The organism is Streptomyces sp. SX-6 (genome assembly GCF_059089585.1).
The window spans coordinates 133,126-157,151 of sequence record NZ_JBTHHU010000013.1 but is presented as its reverse complement, the minus strand read 5'-3'; the positions used below and the strand labels follow the sequence as shown (position 1 = coordinate 157,151).

At 72.4% G+C, this 24,026-nt stretch carries 20 protein-coding genes; 15 read left to right on the top strand and 5 right to left on the bottom strand.

Going from position 1 to position 24,026, the window contains the following annotated elements:
- Positions 1-19 precede the first annotated feature (19 nt).
- On the top strand, positions 20-259 hold the full coding sequence (locus ACV530_RS18410) for a chaplin (RefSeq protein ID WP_494333607.1): 240 nt from the start codon (positions 20-22) through the stop codon (positions 257-259).
- A gap of 57 nt (positions 260-316) precedes the next feature.
- On the opposite strand, the gene ACV530_RS18405 is transcribed toward ACV530_RS18410, so the two are convergent.
- Positions 317-490, bottom strand: coding sequence for a hypothetical protein (locus ACV530_RS18405; RefSeq protein WP_494333606.1), 174 nt, complete (start codon positions 488-490; stop codon positions 317-319).
- A 55-nt stretch (positions 491-545) separates the two neighbouring features.
- A complete protein-coding gene (locus ACV530_RS18400) occupies positions 546-1,328 on the bottom strand; it encodes a sigma-70 family RNA polymerase sigma factor (protein WP_494333605.1) in 783 nt (260 codons plus the stop codon).
- Between the two features lie 238 nt (positions 1,329-1,566).
- Here ACV530_RS18400 and ACV530_RS18395 point away from each other — a divergent pair, with 238 nt between their 5' ends.
- The 7 genes from ACV530_RS18395 to ACV530_RS18365 all read left to right on the top strand — a co-directional run bounded on the left by ACV530_RS18395 (position 1,567) and on the right by ACV530_RS18365 (position 8,723).
- Entirely contained in the window at positions 1,567-2,610 is a 1,044-nt protein-coding gene (locus ACV530_RS18395) for a LacI family DNA-binding transcriptional regulator (protein WP_494333604.1), read from the top strand.
- The gene (locus tag ACV530_RS18390; protein ID WP_494333603.1) at positions 2,607-4,157 is read left to right on the top strand and encodes a sugar ABC transporter ATP-binding protein; all 1,551 of its coding nucleotides are present in this window, start codon (positions 2,607-2,609) and stop codon (positions 4,155-4,157) included. The genes ACV530_RS18395 and ACV530_RS18390 overlap by 4 nt, the downstream gene beginning before the upstream one ends.
- A complete protein-coding gene (locus tag ACV530_RS18385) occupies positions 4,147-5,124 on the top strand; it encodes an ABC transporter permease (RefSeq protein WP_494333602.1) in 978 nt (325 codons plus the stop codon). The genes ACV530_RS18390 and ACV530_RS18385 overlap by 11 nt, the downstream gene beginning before the upstream one ends.
- A gap of 8 nt (positions 5,125-5,132) precedes the next feature.
- Positions 5,133-6,083, top strand: a complete 951-nt coding sequence (locus tag ACV530_RS18380; protein ID WP_494333601.1) for a D-ribose ABC transporter substrate-binding protein — start codon at positions 5,133-5,135, stop codon at positions 6,081-6,083.
- Positions 6,084-6,111: 28 nt separating this feature from the next.
- Positions 6,112-7,014 carry a ribokinase gene (locus tag ACV530_RS18375; protein ID WP_494333632.1) on the top strand — a complete coding sequence of 301 codons (903 nt, stop codon included), beginning with the start codon at positions 6,112-6,114 and terminating at the stop codon, positions 7,012-7,014.
- Positions 7,015-7,088: 74 nt separating this feature from the next.
- Positions 7,089-7,619 carry a GNAT family N-acetyltransferase gene (locus ACV530_RS18370; RefSeq protein ID WP_494333600.1) on the top strand — a complete coding sequence of 177 codons (531 nt, stop codon included), beginning with the start codon at positions 7,089-7,091 and terminating at the stop codon, positions 7,617-7,619.
- Between the two features lie 72 nt (positions 7,620-7,691).
- The gene (locus ACV530_RS18365; protein ID WP_494333599.1) at positions 7,692-8,723 is read left to right on the top strand and encodes an NAD-dependent epimerase/dehydratase family protein; all 1,032 of its coding nucleotides are present in this window, start codon (positions 7,692-7,694) and stop codon (positions 8,721-8,723) included.
- Positions 8,724-8,743: 20 nt separating this feature from the next.
- Here the strand turns inward: ACV530_RS18365 and ACV530_RS18360 are convergent, their stop codons facing one another.
- On the bottom strand, positions 8,744-9,199 hold the full coding sequence (locus ACV530_RS18360; protein ID WP_494333598.1) for a hypothetical protein: 456 nt from the start codon (positions 9,197-9,199) through the stop codon (positions 8,744-8,746).
- A 16-nt stretch (positions 9,200-9,215) separates the two neighbouring features.
- A complete protein-coding gene (locus ACV530_RS18355; protein ID WP_494333597.1) occupies positions 9,216-10,082 on the bottom strand; it encodes a DUF6424 family protein in 867 nt (288 codons plus the stop codon).
- Between ACV530_RS18355 and ACV530_RS18350 the strand changes: the two genes are divergently transcribed.
- Positions 10,074-10,565, top strand: coding sequence for a helix-turn-helix domain-containing protein (locus ACV530_RS18350; RefSeq protein WP_494333596.1), 492 nt, complete (start codon positions 10,074-10,076; stop codon positions 10,563-10,565). The two genes, ACV530_RS18355 and ACV530_RS18350, sit on opposite strands and share 9 nt — an antisense overlap.
- Here the strand turns inward: ACV530_RS18350 and ACV530_RS18345 are convergent.
- The gene (locus ACV530_RS18345; RefSeq protein ID WP_494333595.1) at positions 10,501-11,766 is read right to left on the bottom strand and encodes an NAD(P)/FAD-dependent oxidoreductase; all 1,266 of its coding nucleotides are present in this window, start codon (positions 11,764-11,766) and stop codon (positions 10,501-10,503) included. The two genes, ACV530_RS18350 and ACV530_RS18345, sit on opposite strands and share 65 nt — an antisense overlap.
- A 295-nt stretch (positions 11,767-12,061) precedes the next feature.
- Here ACV530_RS18345 and ACV530_RS18340 point away from each other — a divergent pair, with 295 nt between their 5' ends.
- The 6 genes from ACV530_RS18340 (at position 12,062) to ACV530_RS18315 (ending at position 23,909) form a co-directional block, all read left to right on the top strand.
- Positions 12,062-12,709 carry a TetR/AcrR family transcriptional regulator gene (locus tag ACV530_RS18340; protein WP_494333594.1) on the top strand — a complete coding sequence of 216 codons (648 nt, stop codon included), beginning with the start codon at positions 12,062-12,064 and terminating at the stop codon, positions 12,707-12,709.
- Positions 12,710-13,477: 768 nt separating this feature from the next.
- Positions 13,478-16,057 carry a DUF6603 domain-containing protein gene (locus ACV530_RS18335; RefSeq protein WP_494333593.1) on the top strand — a complete coding sequence of 860 codons (2,580 nt, stop codon included), beginning with the start codon at positions 13,478-13,480 and terminating at the stop codon, positions 16,055-16,057.
- 7 nt (positions 16,058-16,064) lie between these two features.
- Positions 16,065-18,344: a hypothetical protein gene (locus ACV530_RS18330; protein WP_494333592.1), complete on the top strand. Its 2,280-nt coding sequence runs from the start codon at positions 16,065-16,067 to the stop codon at positions 18,342-18,344.
- A complete protein-coding gene (locus ACV530_RS18325; protein ID WP_494333591.1) occupies positions 18,341-21,787 on the top strand; it encodes a hypothetical protein in 3,447 nt (1,148 codons plus the stop codon). The genes ACV530_RS18330 and ACV530_RS18325 overlap by 4 nt, the downstream gene beginning before the upstream one ends.
- Before the next feature lie 29 nt (positions 21,788-21,816).
- Positions 21,817-22,785: a hypothetical protein gene (locus ACV530_RS18320; RefSeq protein WP_494333590.1), complete on the top strand. Its 969-nt coding sequence runs from the start codon at positions 21,817-21,819 to the stop codon at positions 22,783-22,785.
- On the top strand, positions 22,782-23,909 hold the full coding sequence (locus tag ACV530_RS18315) for a hypothetical protein (protein ID WP_494333589.1): 1,128 nt from the start codon (positions 22,782-22,784) through the stop codon (positions 23,907-23,909). The genes ACV530_RS18320 and ACV530_RS18315 overlap by 4 nt, the downstream gene beginning before the upstream one ends.
- Positions 23,910-24,026 lie beyond the last annotated feature (117 nt).

Genomic DNA, 24,026 nt, shown 5'->3' with positions numbered 1-24,026 from the left:
CCCCTAGAAAGGTTCAGCCATGTCGCGAATCGCCAAGGCAGCCCTCACCACCGCGGCCGTCGGCGCAATCATCACCGGTTCCGCGGGTGTTGCGTCCGCCGACGCCGGAGCAGGGGCCGCGGCCGTCGGCTCCCCCGGCGTCCTCTCCGGGGACGTCATCCAGGTCCCGATCCACCTCCCGATCAACCTGTGCGGCAACTCGATCGACATCGTCGCCCTGCTGAACCCCACCTTCGGGAACACCTGCGTCAACGGCTGATCTCCCCGGCAGCAGGCCGCACAGACCGATCACACAACCCGCGCGACACGGCTACGGTCAGCCGCCCGAGCCGTCGGCCGCGCACTCGTGGCGCCCATCGTTCTCCTGATGGGCGCCACTTCCCTGTTCGGGGGCGGGCGCCCGCTCGGCGTCGCCGGCGGCGCCGGGGAGATCGGGGATCTCGACGACGGGCGGCAGGTCGGGGGTCAGGTGCGTGTGCTGTGAGGACATGGCGACCGTCCTTCCGGTCACGGGCTTCCGGTCACGGGCTTCAAGGCCGGGGGCTTCAGGCCGGTGCGAGGAGCTTCCGGCGCAGCTGCGCGCAGGTACGGCTGAGGATGCGGGAGATCTGCATCTGGGAGACACCCAGGCGCGCGCCGATCTGCTGCTGGGTGAGGTTGCCGAAGAAGTGCCAGTACAGGACGGACTTCTCCCGCTCGGGCAGGGCGTGCAGCAACGGCCGGAGGGACTGGCGGTCGATGACCAGCTCCAGCGCACCGTCGGCCAGGCCCAGCGTGTCGGCGAGCACGATCTCGCCCGCGGCGTCGACGGGGTGGTCCAGCGACAGCGTGTGGTGCACGCCGTCGGCATCGATGCCGCGCCGCACCTCCGCCTCGGTCAGCCCCGTCTCCGCGGCCAGCGCCGCCGTGGTGACCGGCGCACCGGAGCCCTGCTGCTCCAGCCGCGTCCGCGCGGAGCGGACGGCGGCCCGCAACTCCTGGTCCCTGCGCGGGATGTGCAGGGACCACACATGGTCGCGGACATGGCGCTTGAGCTCGCCGTTGATCGTGGGGACGGCGAAGGACTCGAACGCGAAGCCCAGCGCCGGATCGAACCGGTCCACGGCGCGCACCAGGGCCAGGGCGGCGACCTGGCGCAGGTCGGCGGGGCTCTCGCCGCTCGAGCGGTAGCGCACGCTGATGCGCTCGGCCATGGGCAGCCAGGCGGCGATCACCTCCTGCCGCAGCCGGGTGCGCTCGGGCCCCGGGGGGAGCTCCGTGAGCCGGGTGAACAGGGCGTCCGTGCCGGACGGTTGACGCGTCCGCCGGCGGAGAGCAGTTGCTGTCATGACCGCAGTTCTCCCCTCGCTCCAACCTCACTCGGGCCTCACTCGGGTCTCACTCGGAAACCGAGCCGCAGCCGTCTCAGCATGCCTCCGGCCGACCGCTCCCGCGACTCGGAGAAGTCGTCCGGCTACACAGAGCGAAGCCCTCGCGTGTGGTGCGCGCCACACGACAGCCGCCTTGACGCGGCCCGCGTGTAATCGATTACCTGTCCCCCACGAAATCGATTACATGCGAGGTGTCATGGCGAACATCAAGGACGTGGCCGAACGGGCCGGCGTCTCCGTCGCCACCGTCTCCCGTGTGCTCAACGGCCGCTCCCCCGTGGCCGAGACCCGGGAGCGGGTCCTGGCCGCCGTCGAGGAGCTCGGCTACCGGCCCAACGTCGTCGCCCGCGCGCTGCGCACCGCCCGCACCCGGACGCTCGGGCTGGTCATCAGCGATCTGCGCAATCCGTTCTTCATCGAACTCGCCGACGCCGTGGAGCAGGAGGCCCGGCGGCTCGGCTACAGCCTGATCATCGGCAACGCCGGGGAGAGCAGCGAGCAGCAGGACGACTACATCCGCACCCTGCTCGACCGCCGCATCGACGGGCTGATGGTCAGCTCCGCCGGCACCGGGTCCGCCATGCTGCGCGAGGCCGTCGCCTCCGGCACCCCGCTGGTCCTGCTCGACCGCGCGGTCCCCGGCGTCGCCGCCCCGTGCGTACGGGCCGAGGGCGGCGCGGCCCTGACCGCGCTCGCCGCGCACCTCGCCGCGCTGGACCGGCGCCGCCCGGCCGTGATCGTCGCCCCCGCCGGCACCCCGACCGGGGACGAACGCCTGGAGCACTTCCGCACCGCCCTGGCCGCGCACGGCATCCCGCTGCCGCCCGAGCGCGTCGGGGCCTCGCCCGACCCCCGGGCGGGCGGCGGGCAGCGGGTGATGCGCACGCTGCTGGACCTGCCCGAACCGCCGGACGCCGTGCTCGCCACCGACAACCTCATGGCGCTCGGCGCCCTGGACGAGGTACGGGCGCGCGGGCTGCGCGTCCCCGCCGACGTGGCGCTCGTGGCCTTCGACGACGTGCCGTGGTTCGCCCACCTCGATCCCCCGCTCACCGCGATCGCCCAGCCCACACGGGAGCTGGGCCGGGCCGCCGTGCACACGCTGCTCGAGCGGATCGAGGGGAACGAACCCGCGTCCGTACTGCTCCCCGCCCACCTCGTACCGCGCCGCTCCTGCGGCGAACCGGCACCGGCATCAGCACCGGCATCGGCATCTGCACCCCGAAGGAGCGGCGCATGACCGGCGGACGCGAACTGCTGCGCATGACGGGAGTCACCAAGTCGTTCCCGGGCGTACGAGCCCTGGACGGCGTGGACCTCACCCTGCACGCGGGCGAGGTGCACGTCCTGCTCGGCGAGAACGGCGCGGGCAAGAGCACCCTCATCAAGATGCTCTCCGGCGTCCACCGCCCCGATGCCGGCCGCATCCTGGTGGACGGGCAGGAGGCCGTCATCCGCTCCGCGCAGGACGCCGAACGGCTGGGCATCGCCACCATCCACCAGGAGTTCACCCTCGTACCCCGGCTGAGCGTGGCCGAGAACATCTTCCTGGGCCGCCCGCCGCGCGGCGCGTTCGGCCTGATCGACAAGCGCGCCCTGCACACACGCGCCGCCGAACTGCTGCGCCGGGTGCGGCTGGACGTACCGCCCGGCACCCCGGTGGCCGAACTCGGCGTCGCACGGCTGCAGATGGTGGAGATCGCCAAGGCGCTGAGCCTGGACGCCCGCGTACTGATCATGGACGAGCCGACCGCGGTGCTCACCTCCGAGGAGGTGGACACACTCTTCGGCATCGTCCGCGAACTGCGCGAGAGCGGCGTCGGCATCGTCTTCATCACCCACCACCTGGAGGAGATCGCCGCCCTCGGCGACAGGGTCACCGTCCTGCGGGACGGCCGCTCGGTGGCCGAGGTCCCCGCCGGCGTGGGCGAGGACGAGCTGATCCGGCTGATGGTCGGCCGCGACATCGCCGAGCAGTACCCCCGCGAGCGGCCCGAGCGGCCGGGCGCGCCGCTGCTGCGCGTGCGCGGGCTGACCCGGCACGGCGGACCGGCCGGGCCGGTCTTCGAGGACGTCGGCTTCGAGGTGCGCGCCGGTGAGGTCGTCGGCCTGGCCGGGCTGGTGGGCGCGGGCCGTACGGAGGTCGCGCGGGCGCTGTTCGGCGTGGACCGGTACGACGCCGGAACGGTCGAGGTCGACGGCGCGCCGCTGGCCCCCGGCGGCATACGGGCGGCGATGCGTGCCGGGCTCGGGCTCGTCCCGGAGGATCGCAAGGGCCAAGGGCTGGTCCTGGACGCCTCGTTGCAGGACAACCTCACCCTCGCCCGGCTCCCCCGCGACACGCGCGGCGGCTTCGTCGACCGGCGGGCGCAGCGCCGCGAGGCCGCCGCGGTCGCCGAGCGGCTGAAGGTGCGGATGAGCGGGCTGGGGCAGAGCGCCCGGACGCTGTCCGGCGGCAACCAGCAGAAGATCGTCATCGGCAAGTGGCTGCTGGCCGGGGTCCGGCTGCTGATCCTCGACGAACCCACGCGCGGCATCGACGTCGGCGCGAAGGTCGAGATCTACCGGCTCGTCAACGAGCTGACGGCGGCGGGCTGCGCGGTGCTGATGATCTCCAGCGATCTGCCGGAGGTACTGGGGATGAGCGACCGGGTGCTGGTGATGGCCCAGGGCCGGCTCGTCGGCGAGCTGACGGGCGAAGAGGCCACGCAGGACGCCGTGATGGAACTGGCGGTGCGGTCGATGACCGCGAATGTGAGCGCAATGGAGGGCTCCGATGTCGGCTGAGGTGCTTCGGGTGCCGGGGAGCACCCCCGGGCAGTGGTTCGCGCGGGCGGTGCTGCGCAACGGCCCGCTGGGCGGGCTGATCGCCCTGACCGTGGTGATGACGGCGCTGTCCGCGGACTTCCTGAACGGGCAGAACCTCCTCAATGTCGGCGTGCAGGCGTCGGTGACCGCGATCCTCGCGCTCGGCGTGACGTTCGTGATCGTGTCGGCGGGCATCGACCTGTCCGTCGGCTCGGTGGCGGCGCTCTCGGCGACGGTCGTCGCCTGGGCCGCGACCGACCAGGGCATACCGGTGTGGGCGGCCGTGCTGCTGGGGCTGGCCGTGGGCGCGGGCGCCGGGCTGGTCTCCGGCGCGCTGGTCGCGTACGGGAGGCTGCCCGCGTTCATCGCCACCCTGGCCATGCTGTCGGTCGGCCGCGGACTCGCCCTGGTGATCTCAGGCGGCTCGCCGATCGCCCTGCCGTCCTCCCTCGGTGCGCTGGGCGACACCCTGGGCGGCTGGCTGCCGGTGCCGGTCCTGGTGCTGGCCGCCATGGGGCTGATCGCCGCGCTGGTCCTCAACCGCACCTACGCGGGCCGGGCGATGTTCGCCATCGGCGGCAACGAGGAGGCGGCCCGGTTGTCGGGAATCGCCGTCGGGCGCCGCAAGCTCGTCATCTACGCGCTGTCCGGGCTGTTCGCGGCGGTGGCGGGCATCGTGCTGGCCGGCCGGCTCACCTCGGCGCAGCCGCAGGCGGCGGTGGGCTACGAACTGGACGCCATCGCCGCCGTGGTGATCGGCGGGGCGAGCCTGTCCGGGGGTTCCGGCAAGGCGTCCGGCACCCTGATCGGCGCGCTGATCCTCGCGGTACTGCGCAACGGCCTCAACCTGCTGAGCGTTTCGGCGTTCTGGCAGCAGGTGGCCACCGGCCTGGTGATCGCGGTGGCCGTGCTGCTCGACACGCTGCGCCGCCGGGGCACGCGATGAAGGGGCGCGTGGCGAAGGGGCACGTGGCGAAGGGGCACGTGGCGAAGGGGCACGTGGCGAAGGGGCGTACGGCCGCCTGCGCCGCGGCGGTCGCGCTGGCGGCGACCGTGCTGACCGGCTGCGACCGGGGCGGGCACACGGATCTGGGACTGGCGCTGTCGACGATGAACAACCCGTTCTTCGTCGGCATCAAGGAGGGCGCGCAGGCCGAGGCGAAGGCCCGCGGACTGAAGATCAACATCACGGACGCGCAGAACGACCCCGTGCAGCAGGTCAATCAGCTGGAGACCTTCGCCGGCCAGAACGTCAGGGCGGCGGTCATCAACCCGGTGGACTCCGACGCGGCGGTCCCGGCGGTGAAGGTGGCCAACCGGGCCCGCGTACCGGTGATTTCGATCGACCGCGGGGTCAACGGCGGTGACGTCGGCACGACGATCGCCTCCGACAACGTCGAGGGCGGCCGGATGGCGGCGAAGGCGCTGGCCGACGCGCTCGGCGGCAAGGGCAAGGTGGCCTTCCTGGAGGGACAGCCCGGCACCTCGGCGGCGCGCGAGCGCGGCCGGGGCTTCGAGGAGGGCATCAGGGCCTTCCCGGGCATCGAGGTCGTCGCCCGCCAGCCCGCCGACTTCGACCGCACCAAGGGCATGGACGTGATGGCCAACATGCTCCAGGCCCACCGCGACATCACCGGGGTGTTCGCCGCCAACGACGAGATGGCCCTGGGCGCGGCCAAGGCGCTCGGCTCCTCCTCCGGCAAGGCGGTCAAGGTCGTGGCCTTCGACGGCACGCCGGACGGGATCGCGGCCGTACGGAACGGCACCCTGACCGCGACCGTCGCCCAGCAGCCGGAGCTGCTCGGCAGACAGGCGGTGCAGTGGGCGCTCCGGGCCGCCGAGGGCAGGACCCTGCCGCGCACGGTGAAAGTACCGGTCGTGCTGGTGACCGGGGAACGGAAATGACGAAGTGAGCGAGTTGAGCGAGAACCCTGTGTACGACGTCCTGGTGGTGGGCTCGGCCAACGCCGATCTGACGGTCCGGGTGGACCGGCGCCCGGGCACGGGCGAGACCGTGCTCGGTACGGACCTGGTCGAGTCGGCGGGCGGCAAGGGCGCCAACCAGGCCGCTGCCGCGGCCCGGCTCGGCGCCCGCACCGCCCTGCTGGCCCGGGTCGGCGACGACGCCTTCGGCGAACTGCTGCTGGACGCGCAGCGCGCGGCCGGCACGGACGTACGTCATGTGCTGGCCGGCCCGGGGATGCGCACCGGCACCGCGATGATCGTCGTCGGGCCGGACGGGGACAACTCCATCGTGGTCTCCCCCGGCGCCAACGCCCGCCTCGCCCCGGCCGACGTGACCGCGGCGCGCGAGGTCTTCGCGGCGTCGTCCGTGGTGTCGCTCCAGCTGGAGATCCCGCTCGAGACCGTACGGGCGGCGGTCGCCGTCGCCCGGGAGACCGGCACCCGTGCGGTGGTCAACCCGTCGCCGGCACCTGACGTCCTCGACCCCGAACTGCTCGCCGCGGCCGACCCGTTGGTGGTCAACGAGCACGAGGCCCGGCAGCTGTCCGGCCTCACGGACGGCGCCCCGGCCGCGTGGGCTGCGGCACTGCGCCGGGCGGGAGCCCGGTCGGTCGTGGTCACCCTGGGCTCCGACGGCGCCCTGGTGCTGGACGCCACGGCGCCGGACGCCGTGCCCGTGCCGGGCATCGCGGTCGAGGCCGTGGACACCACGGGCGCGGGCGACGCCTTCACCGGCGCGCTGGCGGCCCAACTCGCGGACGGTACGCCGCTGGTGGCCGCGGTCCGCTACGCGGTCCGCGTGGCGGCCGTCTCGGTCACCCGGCCCGGCGCCCAGCCGTCGTACCCGACGCCGGACCAACTGCCCGGGTGACCAACTGCCCGGGTGACCGGGACGGCCGCCACGGGCCCAATCGTCAATTGTGTCCGCTATGCCATGATTCACACATGGACCATATCGACGTAACTCCCATGCAACTGTCCCATCTCGATGCCGTTCTGAACCTCGGCTACCGCGCCTACGACGTGAACGCGATGCCGTACACCTCGTGGTCGCTGTCCTCGGTCGCCGTGCACTGGGACACACAGCCGGAGGCGTGCTGGGTCGCCGTGGACGACGAAGGGCTGCTCGGCTTCGTCCTCGGATCGCTCTCCTACGACGAGCGCGACGACTGGGGCTACCTCGAGTGGATCGCCCTGGAGGAGCGGGCACGGGGCAAGGGCGTCGCCAGCGCGCTCGTGGAACGCTGCTGCGACGCCCTCTTCGCGGCCGGCGCCTCCCGGATCATCACCGACGTGGAACGCGACAACCAGGCATCGGCGGCCCTGATGCGCCGCAACGGCTTCGCCGAAGGCGTCACCGTCACCCTGTTCGTACGGCCCAACCCCACCAAGTCCGCGCCGGCGGCCGCGCATCCCGGACAGGACCCCGCCCGCGCCCGCCTGCGCCGCGCCGCCCGCGCCACCAGCGCGCGCTGAACTCCACCTGTGTGTCGGCGACATGGCGGGAACCATGGCGCCGACACACAGGTGGAGGCCATGATCGTAGCCATGCGGATACTGATACTGGGCGGTTCGGTGTTCCTCGGCCGTGCCTTCGTGGCCGAGGCGTTACGGCGAGGTCACGAGGTCACCGTGTTCAACCGGGGCAGATCGGGCCCGGATCCGGCCGGGGCCGAAGTGGTGCGCGGGGACCGCGAGAACGCGGACGACCTGGCCCGGCTCACGAAGGGGCGCGCCTGGGACCTGGTCGTCGACACGTGCGGTTTGGAGCCGCGCGTGGTCGCGCGGTCGGCCGAGGCGCTGTCCGGTCACGCCGAGGCATACCTGTTCGTGTCGTCCTTCCACGCCTTCGCGGGCTGGCCCGGCGAGCCGGTGGACGAGACGTCCGCCCGCCATGGGTGCGCACCCGACGCCGCGCCGGGCGACGTCGTCCACAACGCTCTCAAGGCCGGCTGCGAGCGGGCGGTCGAGCAGCGTTTCGCCGGGCGTGCGCTGATCCTCAACCCCGGCATGATCGTGGGGCCTTACGAGAACACGGGGCGGTTGCTCTGGTGGCTCGAACGCTTCGCCCGGGGCGGGAGGGTGCTGGTGCCCGGCGGCCCGGAGCGACCGGTACGGCTGGTGGACGCGCGGGACATCGCCGCGTTCGGGCTCGACCGGGCGGAGGCCGGCGACGGCGACCGCTATCTGGTGGCCGGCGGAATCGGCGAGGGCGCCGGTGACACGCTGGGCGCGCTGTTCGCGCACTGCGCCCGGGTGACCGGCTCGGATGCCGAACCGGTGTGGGTCGACGACGATTTCCTGCTGGAGCACGAGGTCGCCGTGTGGACGGGCCTGCCCCTGTGGGCAGCGGACATCCCGGACCTCGCGGGTATCTGGGCGGCCTCGTCCGCGAAGGCCGAGGCCGCCGGCATGCGACCGCGCCCGCTCGCCGACACCGTCGGCGCCACCTGGGAGTGGCTGCGCGAGCGGGGCCCCGCGAAGGGCCCTTACCGTCAGGGCGACACGGTCCTGGGCCTGTCTCCGGAGCGCGAGCGCGAACTGCTCGCGGCGTGGGACGCACGGCGCGCGGCACGGTGACGTCGGCCGGCCGCCGGGCGTCAGCGCAGAAACGTCACCGTTCCCCGCCCCCGGATGCCGCGCAGCCCGCCCAGGACGCAGCCGCTGACATCGCTCGTGGGGGTGGCGCTGCCGGAGACGCGGGCGCCGTTCATCAGGCCTCGGACGACGGTGCCCGCGAGGAGGGCGTCTCCCGGGTTGTAGGTGGTGACGCGGTGGAGGCCGGGCCGCACGGTGGAGGTGCCGGTGGAGCGGCCGTTCGGGCCGTACCAGGTGATCGTGCCCTCGCCGCGGACGGCCTGGGCACTCGTACACGTGGCCTGGCTGCTGCCGCTGAAAGCGAGCATGCCAGAGCGCGCGTGCCCGAGGGCCCGGTCGCGGGCGGTGCAGTCGGTCAGGGCCAGCCGTCCCCGCACGGTGATGGTGCGCTGGATCTGGCTGAGCGGCGGATCGAAGGTCAGCGGTTCGTCGCGGAGGGTGCTGACCGAGCAGGTCAACACTCAGGGCCGCCGCTCAGGTCTGCCGCGCGAACGCCGCGCGGGCCAGCGGGTGCTCCGGATCGAGCACCAGCGGTTTGCCCTGGGCCTGGAATTCCCGCAGTTTCGGACGAATCGAAGACTGTTCGGAGGCATACATCACGTGCACCCGTCCGTCACCGGAACCGCGCGGCTTGACCGGTGCCACGGCGACAGGTTCGCCTTCCTCGTCGGTGACCCATAGCTGGAAATCGTCGAATTTGAAGAAGTCGATCTCGGTGATGGGGCTCGGATAGTGGTGGACGCCTCCGCCCTTCGGCAGCTCGGCGCTGTGGTCCTTGTGCTCCAGGGGAACACTGGCATTGCAGATGGAGTCGGTCCACCGAGCCACCCCGGCAGCATCGGTGATGGGCGTGTCCAGCAGCTCACGGATGCCGAGTTCCTCGACGGCCTGGGGAAAAGCCGCATAGAGACGGCTCGCGTTCCGGCGGAGCAGGTCGACCTTCCGGGGGTCGGCGCAAAACTGCGCGGACCACTCGACGCCGGCCAGGTTGCGCACCATGAACCAGCCTTCTTCGTCCTTCAGCCACACGCCGGCGCCATGATGGCACTCGACCGGTTCCGGTCCGTAGAAGGGCCGGTCGACGGTCGCCAGGATCTCGTGCATCTTCTTTCTCGAGCGCACGTATTCGGGAGAATCCCCACGACGCGGGTGATCGGGAATATCGATCGTCCAGTGCAGATCCTCGCTCTCGGTGTGCGTCTTCCCGGGATCCCCGCCACTTTTCGCAGCCATCGGCACTCCTTTCACGCCGTACAGCGCAATGACCGGCGTCAGCCGTCTCGCCCGGCAAGCCTGCTCCCGGGGCACAGGGCAGTCAAGGAAATAGGATTGATGGGGCATTTGAGACATACCTTTGGGTGCATGGCCCACCCGGCGATTCACGGCCGGATCGGGACCGACTGCCGTGAGACGTCGCCCAGGACCATGCGGAGCCCGCGGGCTGTGTCCACGTACTCGCGGGCCCGGCGGATCAGCCCGTCCTGGAGTTCGAGACCCCCCAAGCGTGCCGCGACGCTGGTCCGCTTCAGACATGCCGCCCATCGCCTGGCCGCGGGCCACAGCGCGGTCCGGGTCGCGGCGGAGTGCGGTTACGTCGACCAGTCCCATCTCCACCGGGAGGTTGTGGCGTTCACCGGAATGACTCCGGCGACGCTGGCCGGTGACCCGGGAATAGCGGTGGACGACATCGCGTGGGCAGACACGGCCCCGGGCGGGACGGACTGGCACCCGCCCGGACATAAGAGGCGATCAATCGAAATCAGACGCTCTCTCGAGGCCAAGCGCCCGCTCCGCTCCGCCGGGCGTTACGTCGACTGCCGTTGAACCGGTCGGCGATGCGGTCCACGAACCAGACGACACGGAGACCGGCCCGGGTCATGGCCGGCGCGGGGAAGAACGTGGGCTTCTCGCGCCACAGGGCGAGGAGGTCCTCGTGTGGAGCGTCGCCGACGATACGGTCGGCGATCAACTGCCCGAGATAGGGGGCTTGCCCCAGGCCGTGCCCATTGCAGCCGATCGAGTAATAGATGTTGTCGGCGACCTGGCCGGCCACAGGCAGCCAGCTGGGCGTGACCGCCACCCAGCCGCCCCACGCGCGATCGAACTCGACGTCCGCGAGGGAGGGGAAGCGCATCCTGAACCCGTCCACGAGACCGGCCACCACTGACTCGTCGGCCGTGCGTCCCGGCGAGAGCGGGTACTTTCCGCGCTGCAGCCTGCGCACGCCGGTGACGATCGTGTTGCGCGGCGTCAGCCGGTAGTTCTGCATGATGGCGTGCTGGGTGACCACCCCGGACCGGCTGGTCCAGCCCAGCGCGGCGAGGCGGGCGGGGTCGATCGGTACGGTCTCGGCCTCCGTGACCCAGATCGGTGAGGCAAGTCGCTTCGGCGTGATCTTCAGCTCTCCGCCGAACGCGTTGCCGGACAGCACCACCCGGCCGGCCCGGACCTGGCCACCGGGGACCGAGACGCGTACGCCGTTCCCGGACGGCTCGACGTTCTCGACACGCGTCTGCTCGAAAACGCGTGCGTTCGATGCGAGCAGGGCGCGTCGAACACCCAGGGTGAACTTCCCCGGGTTCATCATGCCGCCGACCGGTTCGAGGAGCCCGCCGATGAAACTGCGCGGGATCCCGAGTTCTGCACTGTTTCCGACCTCTACGGTCGCGCCGCACCTTGCGAGGATCTTGGCGACTCTGCGGACCCTGCCCATCTGGCCCTTCGAAACCGCGACACCGACGTTGCCCGTCGGCTCGTAGTCGCACTCGATATCGAGGCGCTTCATCAGGCTCTCGATGAACCGGGCGGAGTTCTCGGCGAACCTCACGATGGAGGGCAGGCGCTTGGGACAGAGAATATTGAGCATCTGGATGTCGCCGCCGGGACCGCCCGCCAGCTGTCCGGCATTGCGCGAACTCGACCCGTGACCGCAGAACTCCGCCTCGAGCAGAACGACGTCGACTCCGCGCTCGGCCAGGCGCAAGGCGGTTGACATGCCCCCGAGACCGCCGCCGATGACTGCCACATCGCAGGTGATCTCCCCCTTGAGTGCCGGAAGGACGTCGGACGGCGGATCGATCCATCCGGTGAACGTCGTGTAGTCGATCTCTCGGGTCCTCATGTCACCACTTCCTCATACGCGTTCAGCATACTCAAACTCGTATCGAGTTTGAGTATGCTGACGATGCAGTGTCAAGAGGCACGCCCGGAGCACGGCGATCGCGGCCTGCTAGGGTGTCGATTCGTGATCGACTTTGCTCTTCCGACCGGGGCGCGACATGGCTAAGCGGAGCAGCGACGGGCCGAAACACACCACCTCGATGGGCGGCACACCCACCGCCCATCAGGCGCCGGCCCGGCCGGAGGCCGTACTGCAGCGACGCGGCGTGGCCCGGGTCCAGGCGATTCTGGACGCCGCGGAGGAGGTCCTGGTGGAGGGCGGCTACGAAGCCGCCACCCTCAAGGCCATCGGCGAACGGGCGGGCATCCCGACGCCTTCGGTGTACCACTACTTCTCCGACCGCTATCAGGTGGACGCAGCGATCATCAGGCGTCACGTCGATGCGCTGAAAGACGAGCTGGACCACATCGGCGACGAGGACTTTCGATCGATCCCGGAAGCGGTGGCCATCGCGTTCGATCCGATCGTCGAGTACTTCCGAGCGCACCCCAGTTGCGTCGAGCTGCGGTTCTCCGGTCGCAATGAGGCGCTGACCGCCCTCTTTCAGGAGTTCGACGACCACATCTCCGAACACTTGTGGAGACTGCTCACCACCCGTGGACTCCTGCGCGCCGACACTCCGCTACTCGCGATAAGGCTGGCGTTCGAAGCCGGCGGCCGCCTCTTCGATGTCGCGTTCAGACAGGACCGGAATGGCGACGAGGCCACGACGACGGAGCTCAAGCGGCTGTTGAGCGCCTACCTCGAGACGTACGGGGTGGAGGGTACGACCGTCGGCGCGGACTGAGGTGCGCAACCGGACGCGTCCCTGAACGGGGCTTCCCGGACACCCTCTACATGGACATGGCCATCGCGAGCCCCTCCATGCCGTGACGCGGTGCGGTCAACTCATGGTACAGAGAAGCGGGTTGGGGAACCTGGGTGCGGAATACCCTCCAGCACGGCGGCGGTGGGACGCATCAGGGTGCCACCAATGCCTCGTCGGTCAAGGCCTCGCAGACCGGGCCACATTGACGGTAGCTCAGAAACCCGCCGTGAAGATTTTGACGACGTCGCGCCGGCGGTCGTACGAGCCGCCCGTTCCGTTCCCGAGCGGACCGACAAGTCGATGTGAAGCACACCACATACCGTCAATTGGCTTGCGAGCCAGGTGTATGCATAGATTTGAGACGCCGCATGATCACCCGCTTTGCGCGCGGTCGGTCGCCGATAATTCGGGCAACTATTCAACAAACTGATTCAGTTGATCGTTGAACACAATTGAGGGTTCACCGCTCGGCCGTCGGGCGGGGTACCGTGACCGACGGAAGAAATACCGAGGAGGGGAACCCGGCAGTGCCTCTATTCGTTGCGGCACTGGCGGAGGGCGCGGAGCCGACGAGGCAGATCGAGCCCGCCAGGGCCGAACTCACCGAGGAAATCGGCCCGGTGCCGGACGAACCCTGCCCCGGGGGAAGAAGCCTGCCGGGTTTCCCGAGCGCGAAGTAAGCCCCCTCGCGAAGCAATCCCCTTTCGAATCCCTCCGATTTCCCGTTCCCGGCCCGGAAGGTGCCTCTTGTTCGCCCTGCTCGTCGATGCCCGAATCGCCGCCAAACTCTCTGACCTTCCCCTCGTCGGCGACCGCATCTCCCCTGACCACGACCTCGGCATCACCGGCGTGAAAGCCGTCATCGCCTCCGACGCCCTCACCGCCGATCAGGTGAAAGCGCTCAACGAACAGATCTCCCGCCTGGACGGCACCCACCCGAGGTTTCCCGAAGAGACCCGCGGGCGCGCCCTGGTGGCCCTGGACTACGAGTGGGGAGGCGAAACGCGCACCCCCCTGATGTTCCGCCTCGCCGACGCCAAGTCCCGCAAGGACCCCAAGGATCCCGAGAAGCGGCAGGCCGTCCTCGCACCGAGCGCCCCGGAAACACTGGCAACAGCGGTTCCGGCGGCGGCATCTGACGCCCCGTCGACCGCAGCCGACAACTCGGCGGAACCGGCCGCCGCCGCATGGGTCACCCTCGACCGCTCGTTCGGCCCACTGCTCCTGCGGCGCCTGGGCGCCAGCTACCAGGACGAGAAGATCTGGGTCCTCTGCGACGCCGCGGTGCACGCCGGCCCCCTGGAGCTCGGCGTGGACGGGCTGGGCCTGGGCATTCCCCTGGACGGCAAGGACTTCACGCCCTCCGGCCGGCTCGACGGGCTGAGCCTGTCCTTCCGCAAGCCTCCGCTGGAGATATCCGGCGCGTTCGTGAACAAGCCGGTCGCCGCCGATTCGCCCTACGAGCGGCTGATCGAGGGCAGCGCCCTGATCAGGACTCCGAGCGCCGGCTTCACGGCGATCGGCACGTACGGGAGCCTGAAGGACGGAACGCAGTCACTCTTCCTGTACGCCGAGCTGGGGGCGAAGTTCGGCGGCCCGCCGGCCTTCCGGGTCACCGGTGTCAAGGCCGGCTTCGGCTACAACAGCAGCCTGCGCGTGCCCGCCATCGACCAGGTCGCCGGATTCCCCCTGCTGCGCGGGATCGACGGAGCGGGCCAGGACACGCCGCCCGAACCGCTGGACGTCCTCAAGGAGTTGACCGAGGGGACCGACAACGCCCCCGCCTGGGTCACCCCGCACGAGGGCAGCACCTGGCTGGCCCTCGGCCTGAACGCGGACGTCTTCGAGATCGTCCACTGCAAGGCCCTGGCGTTCGCCGAATTCGGCCCGGACGACCTGGTGGTGGGGCTGCTGGGCTCGGCGAAAGCCCAGTTCCCCGACCCGGAGAAGAAGATGGGAGAGCCGTACGCCAGTGTCGAGCTGGACATCTCCGCGGTCTACCGGCGCTCCGCGGACATGCTGGCCGTCGACGCCCGCCTCGCCCCGGACAGCTTCCTGCTCGACCGGTCCGTGCACCTGACCGGCGGAGCGGCGCTGCGCCTGTGGTTCGGGAACAGCGACCACCCCGGTGACTTCGTCTTCACCATCGGCGGCTACCACCCGCGCTACTCCCCGCCCGCCCACTACCCGCAGGCGGACCCGGTCGGCGTCGACTGGACCTCCGGCTCCTCGGTGGCCCTGAAGGGCACCAGCTACTTCGCGCTGACCCCCTCGGCCGTCATGGCCGGCGGCCGCCTGGACCTGCGGTACGACAGCTCGTGGGCCAGGGCCCGGGTCGACGTCGGCTTCGACGCCCTGGTCGAGTGGGCGCCGTTCCACTACGAGGTGGACGTGTGGGCGGAGATCACCGCCCAGGTGTGGCTGCTGTTCGGCTGGAGCGGCGAGGCCTCGCTGGGTGCCCGGCTGTCGGTATGGGGCCCGCCGTTCGGCGGCACCGCACACGTGAAGGTGCTCGGCATCTCCATCCCGATCGACTTCGGCGAGCCCAGGACCGGTCCCGCGCCCATCGGCTGGGAACAGTTCCGCACGCTGCTGCCGCAGCACCCGCTGACGCTCGCCCCCGTCGACGGCCTCCACCCCGACCACGCCGAACAAGCGCCGTCGGACGGCCCGGAGACCTGGACCGCCGCCGCCGACGGCTTCGCCTTCACCGTCGGCACCGCGTTCCCCGCCTCCGCGCTGACGGTCAACGGGGTGGACGAGACGGGGGACGGCCCCGCCGAGGTCAACATCCGTCCGATGGCCAAGACCGGCCTCGACGTCACACTCGCGGTCACGGTCGAGCAGCAGACCGAGGACGGTCACTGGCGCCAACTGCCCGCCGACCACTGGCGGGACTGGAGCGTCAGCGTCCACAGCACACCGCAGCCGACCGCGCTGTGGGGCGCCGGGAAGGCCGACGACGCACTCGGCGCGGACCCCTTCGTCCGCGGACTGGTCAGCGGAGCGCGCATCGCCGTACCGGCCCCGCGCCTGCCCGAAGCCGCCGCGTCCAGCCGGAGCGGCCGCCTCGACCACGCCCCGCTGCCCGAAGGGATCCTGCCGCTCGACCCGGACGCGGCCCCCGCCGGGATCCGCGGGGAGCGCGAGGAGACCGACGGCACCGGCGCGCTGCGGGTCGACGCGCCCGGGCAGACCGCGGCGCGGCAGGCCGCGCTCGCCGCCCTGTCCGCCGCCGGCTATCCGCTCGACGCCGGCGCGGCGCTCGACCGCTACGCCCGCGAAGCGGCCTTCTCCTCCCCGCCCCTGCGACTCGCCCACTCGTGAGGACCTCATGACCACGCACCCGACCGAGCAGTCCGCAACCGCACCGGCGGACGACACCCCCGTCACCTTCCACGACCACCTGCTGCCCGGCATCGAGGCCGGCCGCTACCGGATCACCGTCGACCAGCGGCTCCCCGCCGAGCACCTGCCGGGTGCCCACCTCGACCCGGTGGCACAGATCGTCGACGTACGGGCCTCGCAGTTCCGCCTCGACCCCTCCTGGGTGCACGCCGTGTACCCGGCCGCGCACAGCCAGGGCCCCTTCCACGGCCTGCTCCCGCACATCACGCTCAACCCTGCGGCCCTGCCGTGGGAGCGCGAGCCCTTCACCGGCAGCGTCCGGAACCCCGCCCGGGCCCCCTGGACGGCGCTGCTGCTCTTCGGCGAGGGCGAGCTGCCCGGCGACCCCAACGCCCTGGGCACCACCGCCTCGGTGACCGTCCGCGCGCTCCTCGACGGCGACGCCGCGGTGTCCGGGCCCGTCCTGGACCGGGACGCCGTCGACCCCGCCCTGCTCGACACCCCCTGCCGGGTCGTCGACATACCGCGGGCACTGCTGGCACAGCTCCTCCCCGAGCCGTCCGACCTCGCCCTCCTCGCCCACGTCCGCGTCGGGGAAGCGGGCGGCGAGGACGCCGCGCCCGCCGAAGGCCGGGGCGGCCGTACGGGCCGGGACGCGCACGCGGTCATCACCACCGCCCGCTTCCCCGACGCGGACCGGAGCCGGTACGTGGCCCACCTGGTCTCGCTGGAGGGCCACACGCCGCCGGAGCCGCAGGCCGACGGCAAGCCCGTGCGCCTGGTGTCCCTGCACAGCTGGACGTTCACCTCCTGCGCCGCGTCCGGCGACGGCTTCGGCCGACTGGCCGGACGCTTCGCCCCGGGCAACGGCGAACACAGCGCCGCCCCGCTGCGCCCGGCCCCCGCCACGGACGCGGGGCTGCCGGACGAGCTGGGCGCCCTGCTGGAGCAGGGCATGGTCCCGATGACCCACATCACCGACTCCGGCGAGCGCTCCCTCGCGTGGTACAGCGGCCCGTTCCTCCCCCGCGTCGCACCCGAGCTGCCCCGGCCGGCGGACGGTCACTTCCCCGACGCCGACGGGCTGTTGCTCCACGAGCCGCACACCGGCACCTTCGCCACCGGCTACGCCTGCGCCTGGAACGTGGGCCGCGCCCTGGCCCTGGCCGACCCCGGCTTCGCCACGACCCTGGTCCGGCTGCGCCACCAGGGCCGGCTGCGCCGGGCGACCGACCGCCAGTACGCGGCGTACCGCCGGCAGCTCTTCCACGGCGCCCTGTCCGCCGGACCGGCCCCGCGCACCGCCCGCACAGCCGCCCGCGTGGCCGCCCCGACGCCGCGCGAGCAGTTCGAGGAACTGCTGTGCGGCGGCGCCCTCGACGCGCTGGCCGCGGCCTTCGCCGCCCCCGACGAGGCCGTGCCGCGGCCCCGGACCGTACGCGCCGCTTCCGACGAGGCCGAGCCGCACGTCGAGCCGCACCCCCAGGCCGTGAGCACCGCTCCCGCCGCGTACCGCCTCGACGCACCGCGGCGCTCCTCCACCCCGGAGCTGCCATCGCCGGACGCGCGGGAGGCGGCGGCATGGCTGGCCACGCTGCGCGCGCTCAGCGGAGTGCCGTTCGACTGCCTCGTCCCGGACCAGCGGATGCTCCCGCCCGAGAGCCTGCGCCTGTTCCATGTCGACCGAGGCTGGCTCGACGCCCTGCTCGACGGCGCGCGCAGCCTGGACCGGCACCCCGGCGCGGACGCCACGACCGACGCCGAACTGGACGACCTGCTCGACGGCCAAGGGCTCGTGCCCGCCGCCGGTCTGCTGCTGCGCTCGGCCCTCGTCCCGGGCTGGCCGACGCTGCGTGTGGAGGCCGGAGCCGCCTCCGGGACCGCCCCGGTCGAGGTGATCCGCAGCGAGGCCCTGGGCGCCGACGTCCTGCTGGTGCTCTTCGACCGGATGCCGGACCGCCTGACGATCAGCGAGCCGCCCCAGGGACTGCACTTCGGCGTGGACGACGAGGGAAACGTGGCGCTGCGCAGCCTGGCCGACGGCGAGGTCGGCCGGCCGCTGGGGCGCTCGGTGCCCGTCGGCACCGACCCGGCCCTGACCGTCACCACCCCCGCCGGGGCGCGGGTGCTGGACGTCGGCAGGCTCGCGGCCCGCCTCGCCGAGGACGTCAGGCCCGGATCCCCGCTCTCCCCCGCCGAGTTCGCCGTGCAGCTGGTGCGCGCCCCCGAGCAGCTGACCCTCTCCTTCGAAGGAACCACCCGATGAACACCGACCTCCTGGTCCCCGTGAGGCTCCGGGCCCTGGTCGTCAACGACCAGGTGCGCAGGAAGGATTCCTTCCTGCGGTGGATGCCCAACTACCACCTGCTCGGGGTCCACCGCTCCCCGGAGCCGTCGCCCTACGCGAGCACGGACACGGAGTTCTCCCGGGAGGCGGGCCACGACGGCGTGTACCTGCACTGGGAGCTTCCGGCGGCGCTGCGCCGGGCGACCACGCCCGGCGGCGAGGTCACGCTCCCGCCCGCGCCGAACCGCTGGCTGGTCGTCCGGCACGCTTACACGGCCGCGGGCGAGTACGCCACCGCCGCGTGGGTCGTCGAGAGCGACTTCCTCGACAAGCGCACGGGCACGGTGCCCTATCTGCGTCCTGGCCGGGGTCACGTCACGCCGACCCGGATCGGACGCCGCACCGAGGCGGCGCAGTGGACGGAATCCGCGGCGGACCGGCCCACCTTCCTGACCGCGACCGGCCCGGGAACCCTGTCCTTCGCCGCGTTCCAGCCGCACTGCCAGGACGTCTTCTCCTTCCACGACCCCCTGGCCCAACTGCCCGAGCAGTTCGACCGCCTGGGCTACCAGGTCGTCGGCTGGCACGCGACGGGCTCCGACGACCCGCTCGCCGACCCGCAGGCCCGCGAGGCACTGGAAGCCTCCCTGGGCTGGCAGGCGGACAGCACACCGCCCCCGGGCAGCCGCACCGTCTACACCGGCCGCGTCCACGGCGTGCTGCCGCACTACGACCCCTCCGGCGAGGAGCGGCCCGACCCGACCGTGGCCGTCGCCGACAGCGCCCGTTCCGCGTTCACCGCCCTGACCGCCGACAAGGCGGCCACCGACCCGTCCCTCGCTCTCGCGCCCGCGCTGTTCGACCAGCTCCAGTCCAACACCCTCACCCGGGCGGACGACCCGGACAACGCGCATCGCCTCACCGACATCCTGCTCGGCGCCGGCTTCGCCGAGGGCTCGGCCTCGTACGCCTGGCATGCGGTGCCGCCCAGCACCGCGGAGGAGGCCGCCTCCCCCGAGGACGAGCGCCGCGCCCGCTCCGTCGAGGCCGCCCTGAACGCGGCGCAGCACGCCTGCGACCGGGCGGAACGCGAACTGGCCGGGCTGCGCCGAAGGCTGTACGGCATGTGGCGCCTCCAGGGCCTGCCCGTACTGCCGCGCGGCTACCACCACCAGCAGCTGACGCAGGAGCTCGACCCCGAGCGCGAGGGCAGCCTCGCGGCACGCGTACGCGCCGGACGGGAGGAGGCCGACCGCCTCCGGTCCGCCCTCCCCGGCGGAGACACGCCCGAGCAACTGACCGAATCGGTCCGCCAGTACGCCCAGGAACACGGCCTGCCCGTCCGCTGGGGCCTCAAGCGTGTGGCCCCGGCCCCCTTCCACCGGGCCCTGGACCCGGCCGTCGTTCTGCAGGGCGCCGGCTCCCTGCCCGTCTCGGACGACGCGACGCTGCGCTGCCGATTCAGTGACCAGGTTGTGACCGCCGTGCAACTCCCCGGCGTACCGGGCGAGTTCACCGCCCAGCGGCCGGACCTCGCGTGCAACGCGCTCGACCTCGGCTCCGGCGAACACTCCGCCATGCCGGGCTCCACGCGCGCCCTGCTGCGCGAGGCGTTCCTGCTCGACCCGAACAGCCGGGCGGACGCGGGCTCAGTGGCGACTCCGCGCACCGGCACCGCCCCGGCCTTCGGCAACGACCCCTGGCAACAGCCGTGGCACCCCCTCCACCTGCTCTGGGAGGTCGAATACCACCCCCTCCCGCACGACCAGTGGGAGTTCGACGGCACCGGCTACACCTGCCCGCAGCCCCGCCCCGGGGCCGCGCGCACCTACACCGGCCGGACGCTGCTCAGCGACCACCTGCCGCGAAGCCTGGCCGACCAGCTCCGGCAGTACGCGCCCGACAACCCCCGTCTCTCCGCCCGCTGCGACGCGCTGGCCGACCAGGTGGTCCGCGGGGACGTGCTGTCCAGCTCGCTGGCGGGGCTGCGCGACATGCTCATCGGCCAGGACCCGGGCCAGGGCGTCCCGCCGCTGGGCGCGCCGCCGGAGCTGGCGGAGCTGATCGGTGACGCCTACCGCACCAGCCCCGACCCGGGCCCGCTGCCCGTGCCCTTCGAGGGCTGGCCGGACTCCGGCTTCCAGCAGCTGCGCGCGGGCCAGTTCCGCTTCCTGCGGCTGACCTTGGTGGACTCCTTCGGGCGCGCCCTGGACGTCATCACCCCGGCGGGTACCGGCGGGGCGAGCGCCCTCCGGCACCCGGTGGTGGCCGACGCGCTGCGCCCGCAGCACGTCCCCGAGGCCCTGGGGACGACCCCCGAGCACGTCATCCAGCTGCCGCCGCGCCTGCCGCAGGCCGCGCGCCTGGGGCTGGACCTCATGGACGCCGCCCGCGACACGGACCCGGCCACCCACCTGGACGACGGGAATCCGCTCGTCGGCTGGATCGTCCCCAACCTGGTCGACGGTTCGCTCACGGTGTACGCACCCGACGGCACGGCCCTCGGCCTGCTGCGCTGGGCGTACCGATTGGGCCAGCCGTCCCGGGAGGCCGTGTGGACGCCGCTGCCCGGTGCCGTTCCCGCCGACCTCGACGCCCTGCGCGCCTCCCTCCCTCATCTGCACGCACTCGTCACCTGGTTCCAGGGCACCGGCGCGGACGGCAGCCCGCTGCCCGCCGCCATGGATCTCCTGGAGACCTCGCTGGTGGACATCGTGCCCACCGCGGGCGCCGCCTCGGCCGCGCTCGCCGGGCGCCCGCTGGCCCTCGTCCGCTGCCGCCTCCACCTGGACCTGGACGGACCGCCGCCCACCGACCCGGGCTGGCAGCACATCTTCGACCACGACCCGCCGAGCCCGGAGTTCACCGGCTACTCCTGGCCGGTGCGCCTGGGCGAGCGACGCCGCGTGTGCGACGGGCTGGTGGGCTACTTCGCCGACACCGACCCCGGCACGCTGCGCACCGTGGTCGCGCCGGGCGACGCGCATCCGCGCATCGCCGCCATCGGCGACGGTACCCACCTGCGCGTCACGGCCGGGGCGGCCCGGCACCTGACCCTGCTGGTCGACCCGCACGCCCCCGTGCACGCCACCACCGGCCTGCTGCCCACCACGACGCTCGAGATCCCGCACCGTTTCACCGACGGACCGCTGAACCGCATGCGCACGGTCCTGCGCACCGGGCCGCTGCTCACCCCGGCGGCAGCCCTTCAGGAGGGCGCCGTCGCCCTGCCGGTGCGCACCGTCGACGACCAGACGTGGGCATGGGCGGAGCGTGCCGCCGACGGCACCTGGACCCGCTTCCCCACCTCGGCCGCGAGCACCACCCCGCGCTGGGACGGCCAGGCCCCCGTACTCCGCTCCGGCCTGCTCACCTCCCGTAGCCCGCTCCCGCAGGCCGACGACACCGCCGCATCCGAGTAACTCCCGCAAGCACCCAAGGAAACGCCACCATGAGCACCCACCTCGGCGGCACCAGCCGCCTGACCTACAGCCTGGCCACCGTCCCGGCCCCCTTGGCCACCGACCGGCCGGCCCACATCGACGTCGTCGTGTCCAACTCGGGCACCGAGGCCGTCCTGTGCAAGCAGATCCTCCTCGTGCTCCCGACCGGCGACCTCGCCCAGGACCTCGTGCCCGCGGGCCACCGCGTCGTCCCCACCGCCGAACCCGCCGGCCAGTGGACCGTCGACGAGATCGAGAGCGGGGTCCTCCTCACCCTGCCCCAGGACGACATGGCGGCCTTCACCGCCGGCGGCACGCCGCTCACCGTCCGCCCGGTCAGCGGCGAGTCCGTCTCCCTCACCACCCACGGACTCCTCCTGCGCCTCAAGGACTTCAAGGCCAACGGGATCGCGGGCACGGCCCTGCTGCGCATCCGGGAGACCGTGAGCGTCGACAACGGCCAGACCTGGGAGACCCACCAGGTCACCTTCCCGCTCGCCAAGTACCCCCCGGCCGAGGCCCTCACGGCCGACGTGGTCGGCGACCTTGTCATCCGCGAGGCCGACGACAAGGGCAACCCCCTTTCCGCCCCCGTCACTCTGCTCAAGCCGAAGCAGAAGGCCGTCCTCACCTGGACCGCGCCGTCCGACGCGACCTGTGACGTCTACTACGGCGGTCGGTCCGTCGAGCAGCTCGGCCCCCGGGACAAGTGGCAGCTCTCCGTCGACGGCCTCACCCGCGACACCCACTTCCAGGTCCTGGTGACGCTGCAGCGCTCCGGCGAAACGATCACCCACCACCTCTCGACGGCCGTCGCCGTCGCAGAGCCCGTCTTCCCGCGTCTCACCGTGACGGGCGACCTCGACGTCGGCAACGACATGAACGTCACCGGCGCCGTCGGGGCGACCGGCGACATCACGACCGACGCGCGGTTCCTCGACCCCAAGGGCACGCCGTTGTGGGGGAAGCTGGCATGACCGGCAAAGTCACCATCGGCGGACGCCTCAAGGCCTCCGGAGACATCACGGCCGACGGCCACCTGAGGATCCGCACCACCACGGCGGCGGACAGCCGGAACTTCTTCTACGACGGCTCGGACGACAAGCGGACGTTCGTCGTCCCCGACCACGTCACCATCCTCTCCCTGCGTGTCCGGGGCGCCGGGGGCAATGACGCCGACGGGGTGAGCGGGGGCAAAGGCGCCGACATCCAAGCCCTGCTCTACGTCACTCCCGGGGACATCATCGGCGTCCGCGTCGCGCGCTACGGGTCAGCGGCTGCCTCGGCGCAGGTCTTCCACCGCGACACCCTGATCGCGGGCGCGGGCAGTGGTGGAGACGCGGGCGCGGCGGGCGGTCGGGGCGACGCCGGTACCGACGGGCGCGGCGGCCAAGACGGCTCGAGGACCGGGGGCGGCAGCGGATCCGGCGGCAGCGGCGGCAGCGGGGGACGGGGAGGCTCCGGAGGCGATGCCGGACTCGCCGGCGCTGTCGGCGGAACGTTCGAGGGCACCGCGGGCGGGAGCGCAACCGGCGGAACCCAAGGCAACGCCGGGAACAGCGGCGGTGGCGGCTGGGACTGGGGCGCCTACAGCGGCGGCGGTGGCGGAGGAGGAGGCGGGGGCGGGACATCGTCCACGGCTGGCTCCGGCGGTGGCGGAGGCAGCCAAGGCGGAAACAGTGGCAACAACGGCTCCGGACAAATCGGCGGCATGCCGGGCAGGCCCAAGAGCGGCGACGACTCCAACCACGGCGGACACGGCGGCATGGGCGGCAACGGCGGCAACAGCGGGCGAGGCGGCCACGGTGGCGCGAACGGCAGCGGCTCCGGGACCGCGAGTGACGGCCGCAACGGCGACGCAGGCCAGGGCGGCGGAGGCGGCGGAAGCGGCGGCTCCGGGCAGGGGTGGCTGGGTGTGTACGCCGGAGGCGGCGGAGGCGGAGGTGGAGGAGGCGGTGCCGGTGGCCAGGGAGGCCACGGCGGTACCGGCGGCGACAGCTACTTCGATGCCGACAGGGCCACGCTCGTCTCCTCCGACGTGAGCAACACCGGCGCGGCGATGGTCACCATCGCGTGGGGAAATCACGTGTTCCCCGCGTGAACCGGGCGGCCGGGCACGGCCCCCGATCCGAGCATGCTCGCCGCCTCACCCCTGCCCGAGAACCCCGGCCGCACCCCGACCGCGTGCCCCGAAGGAGAACAACTTGAGCCCCCATCA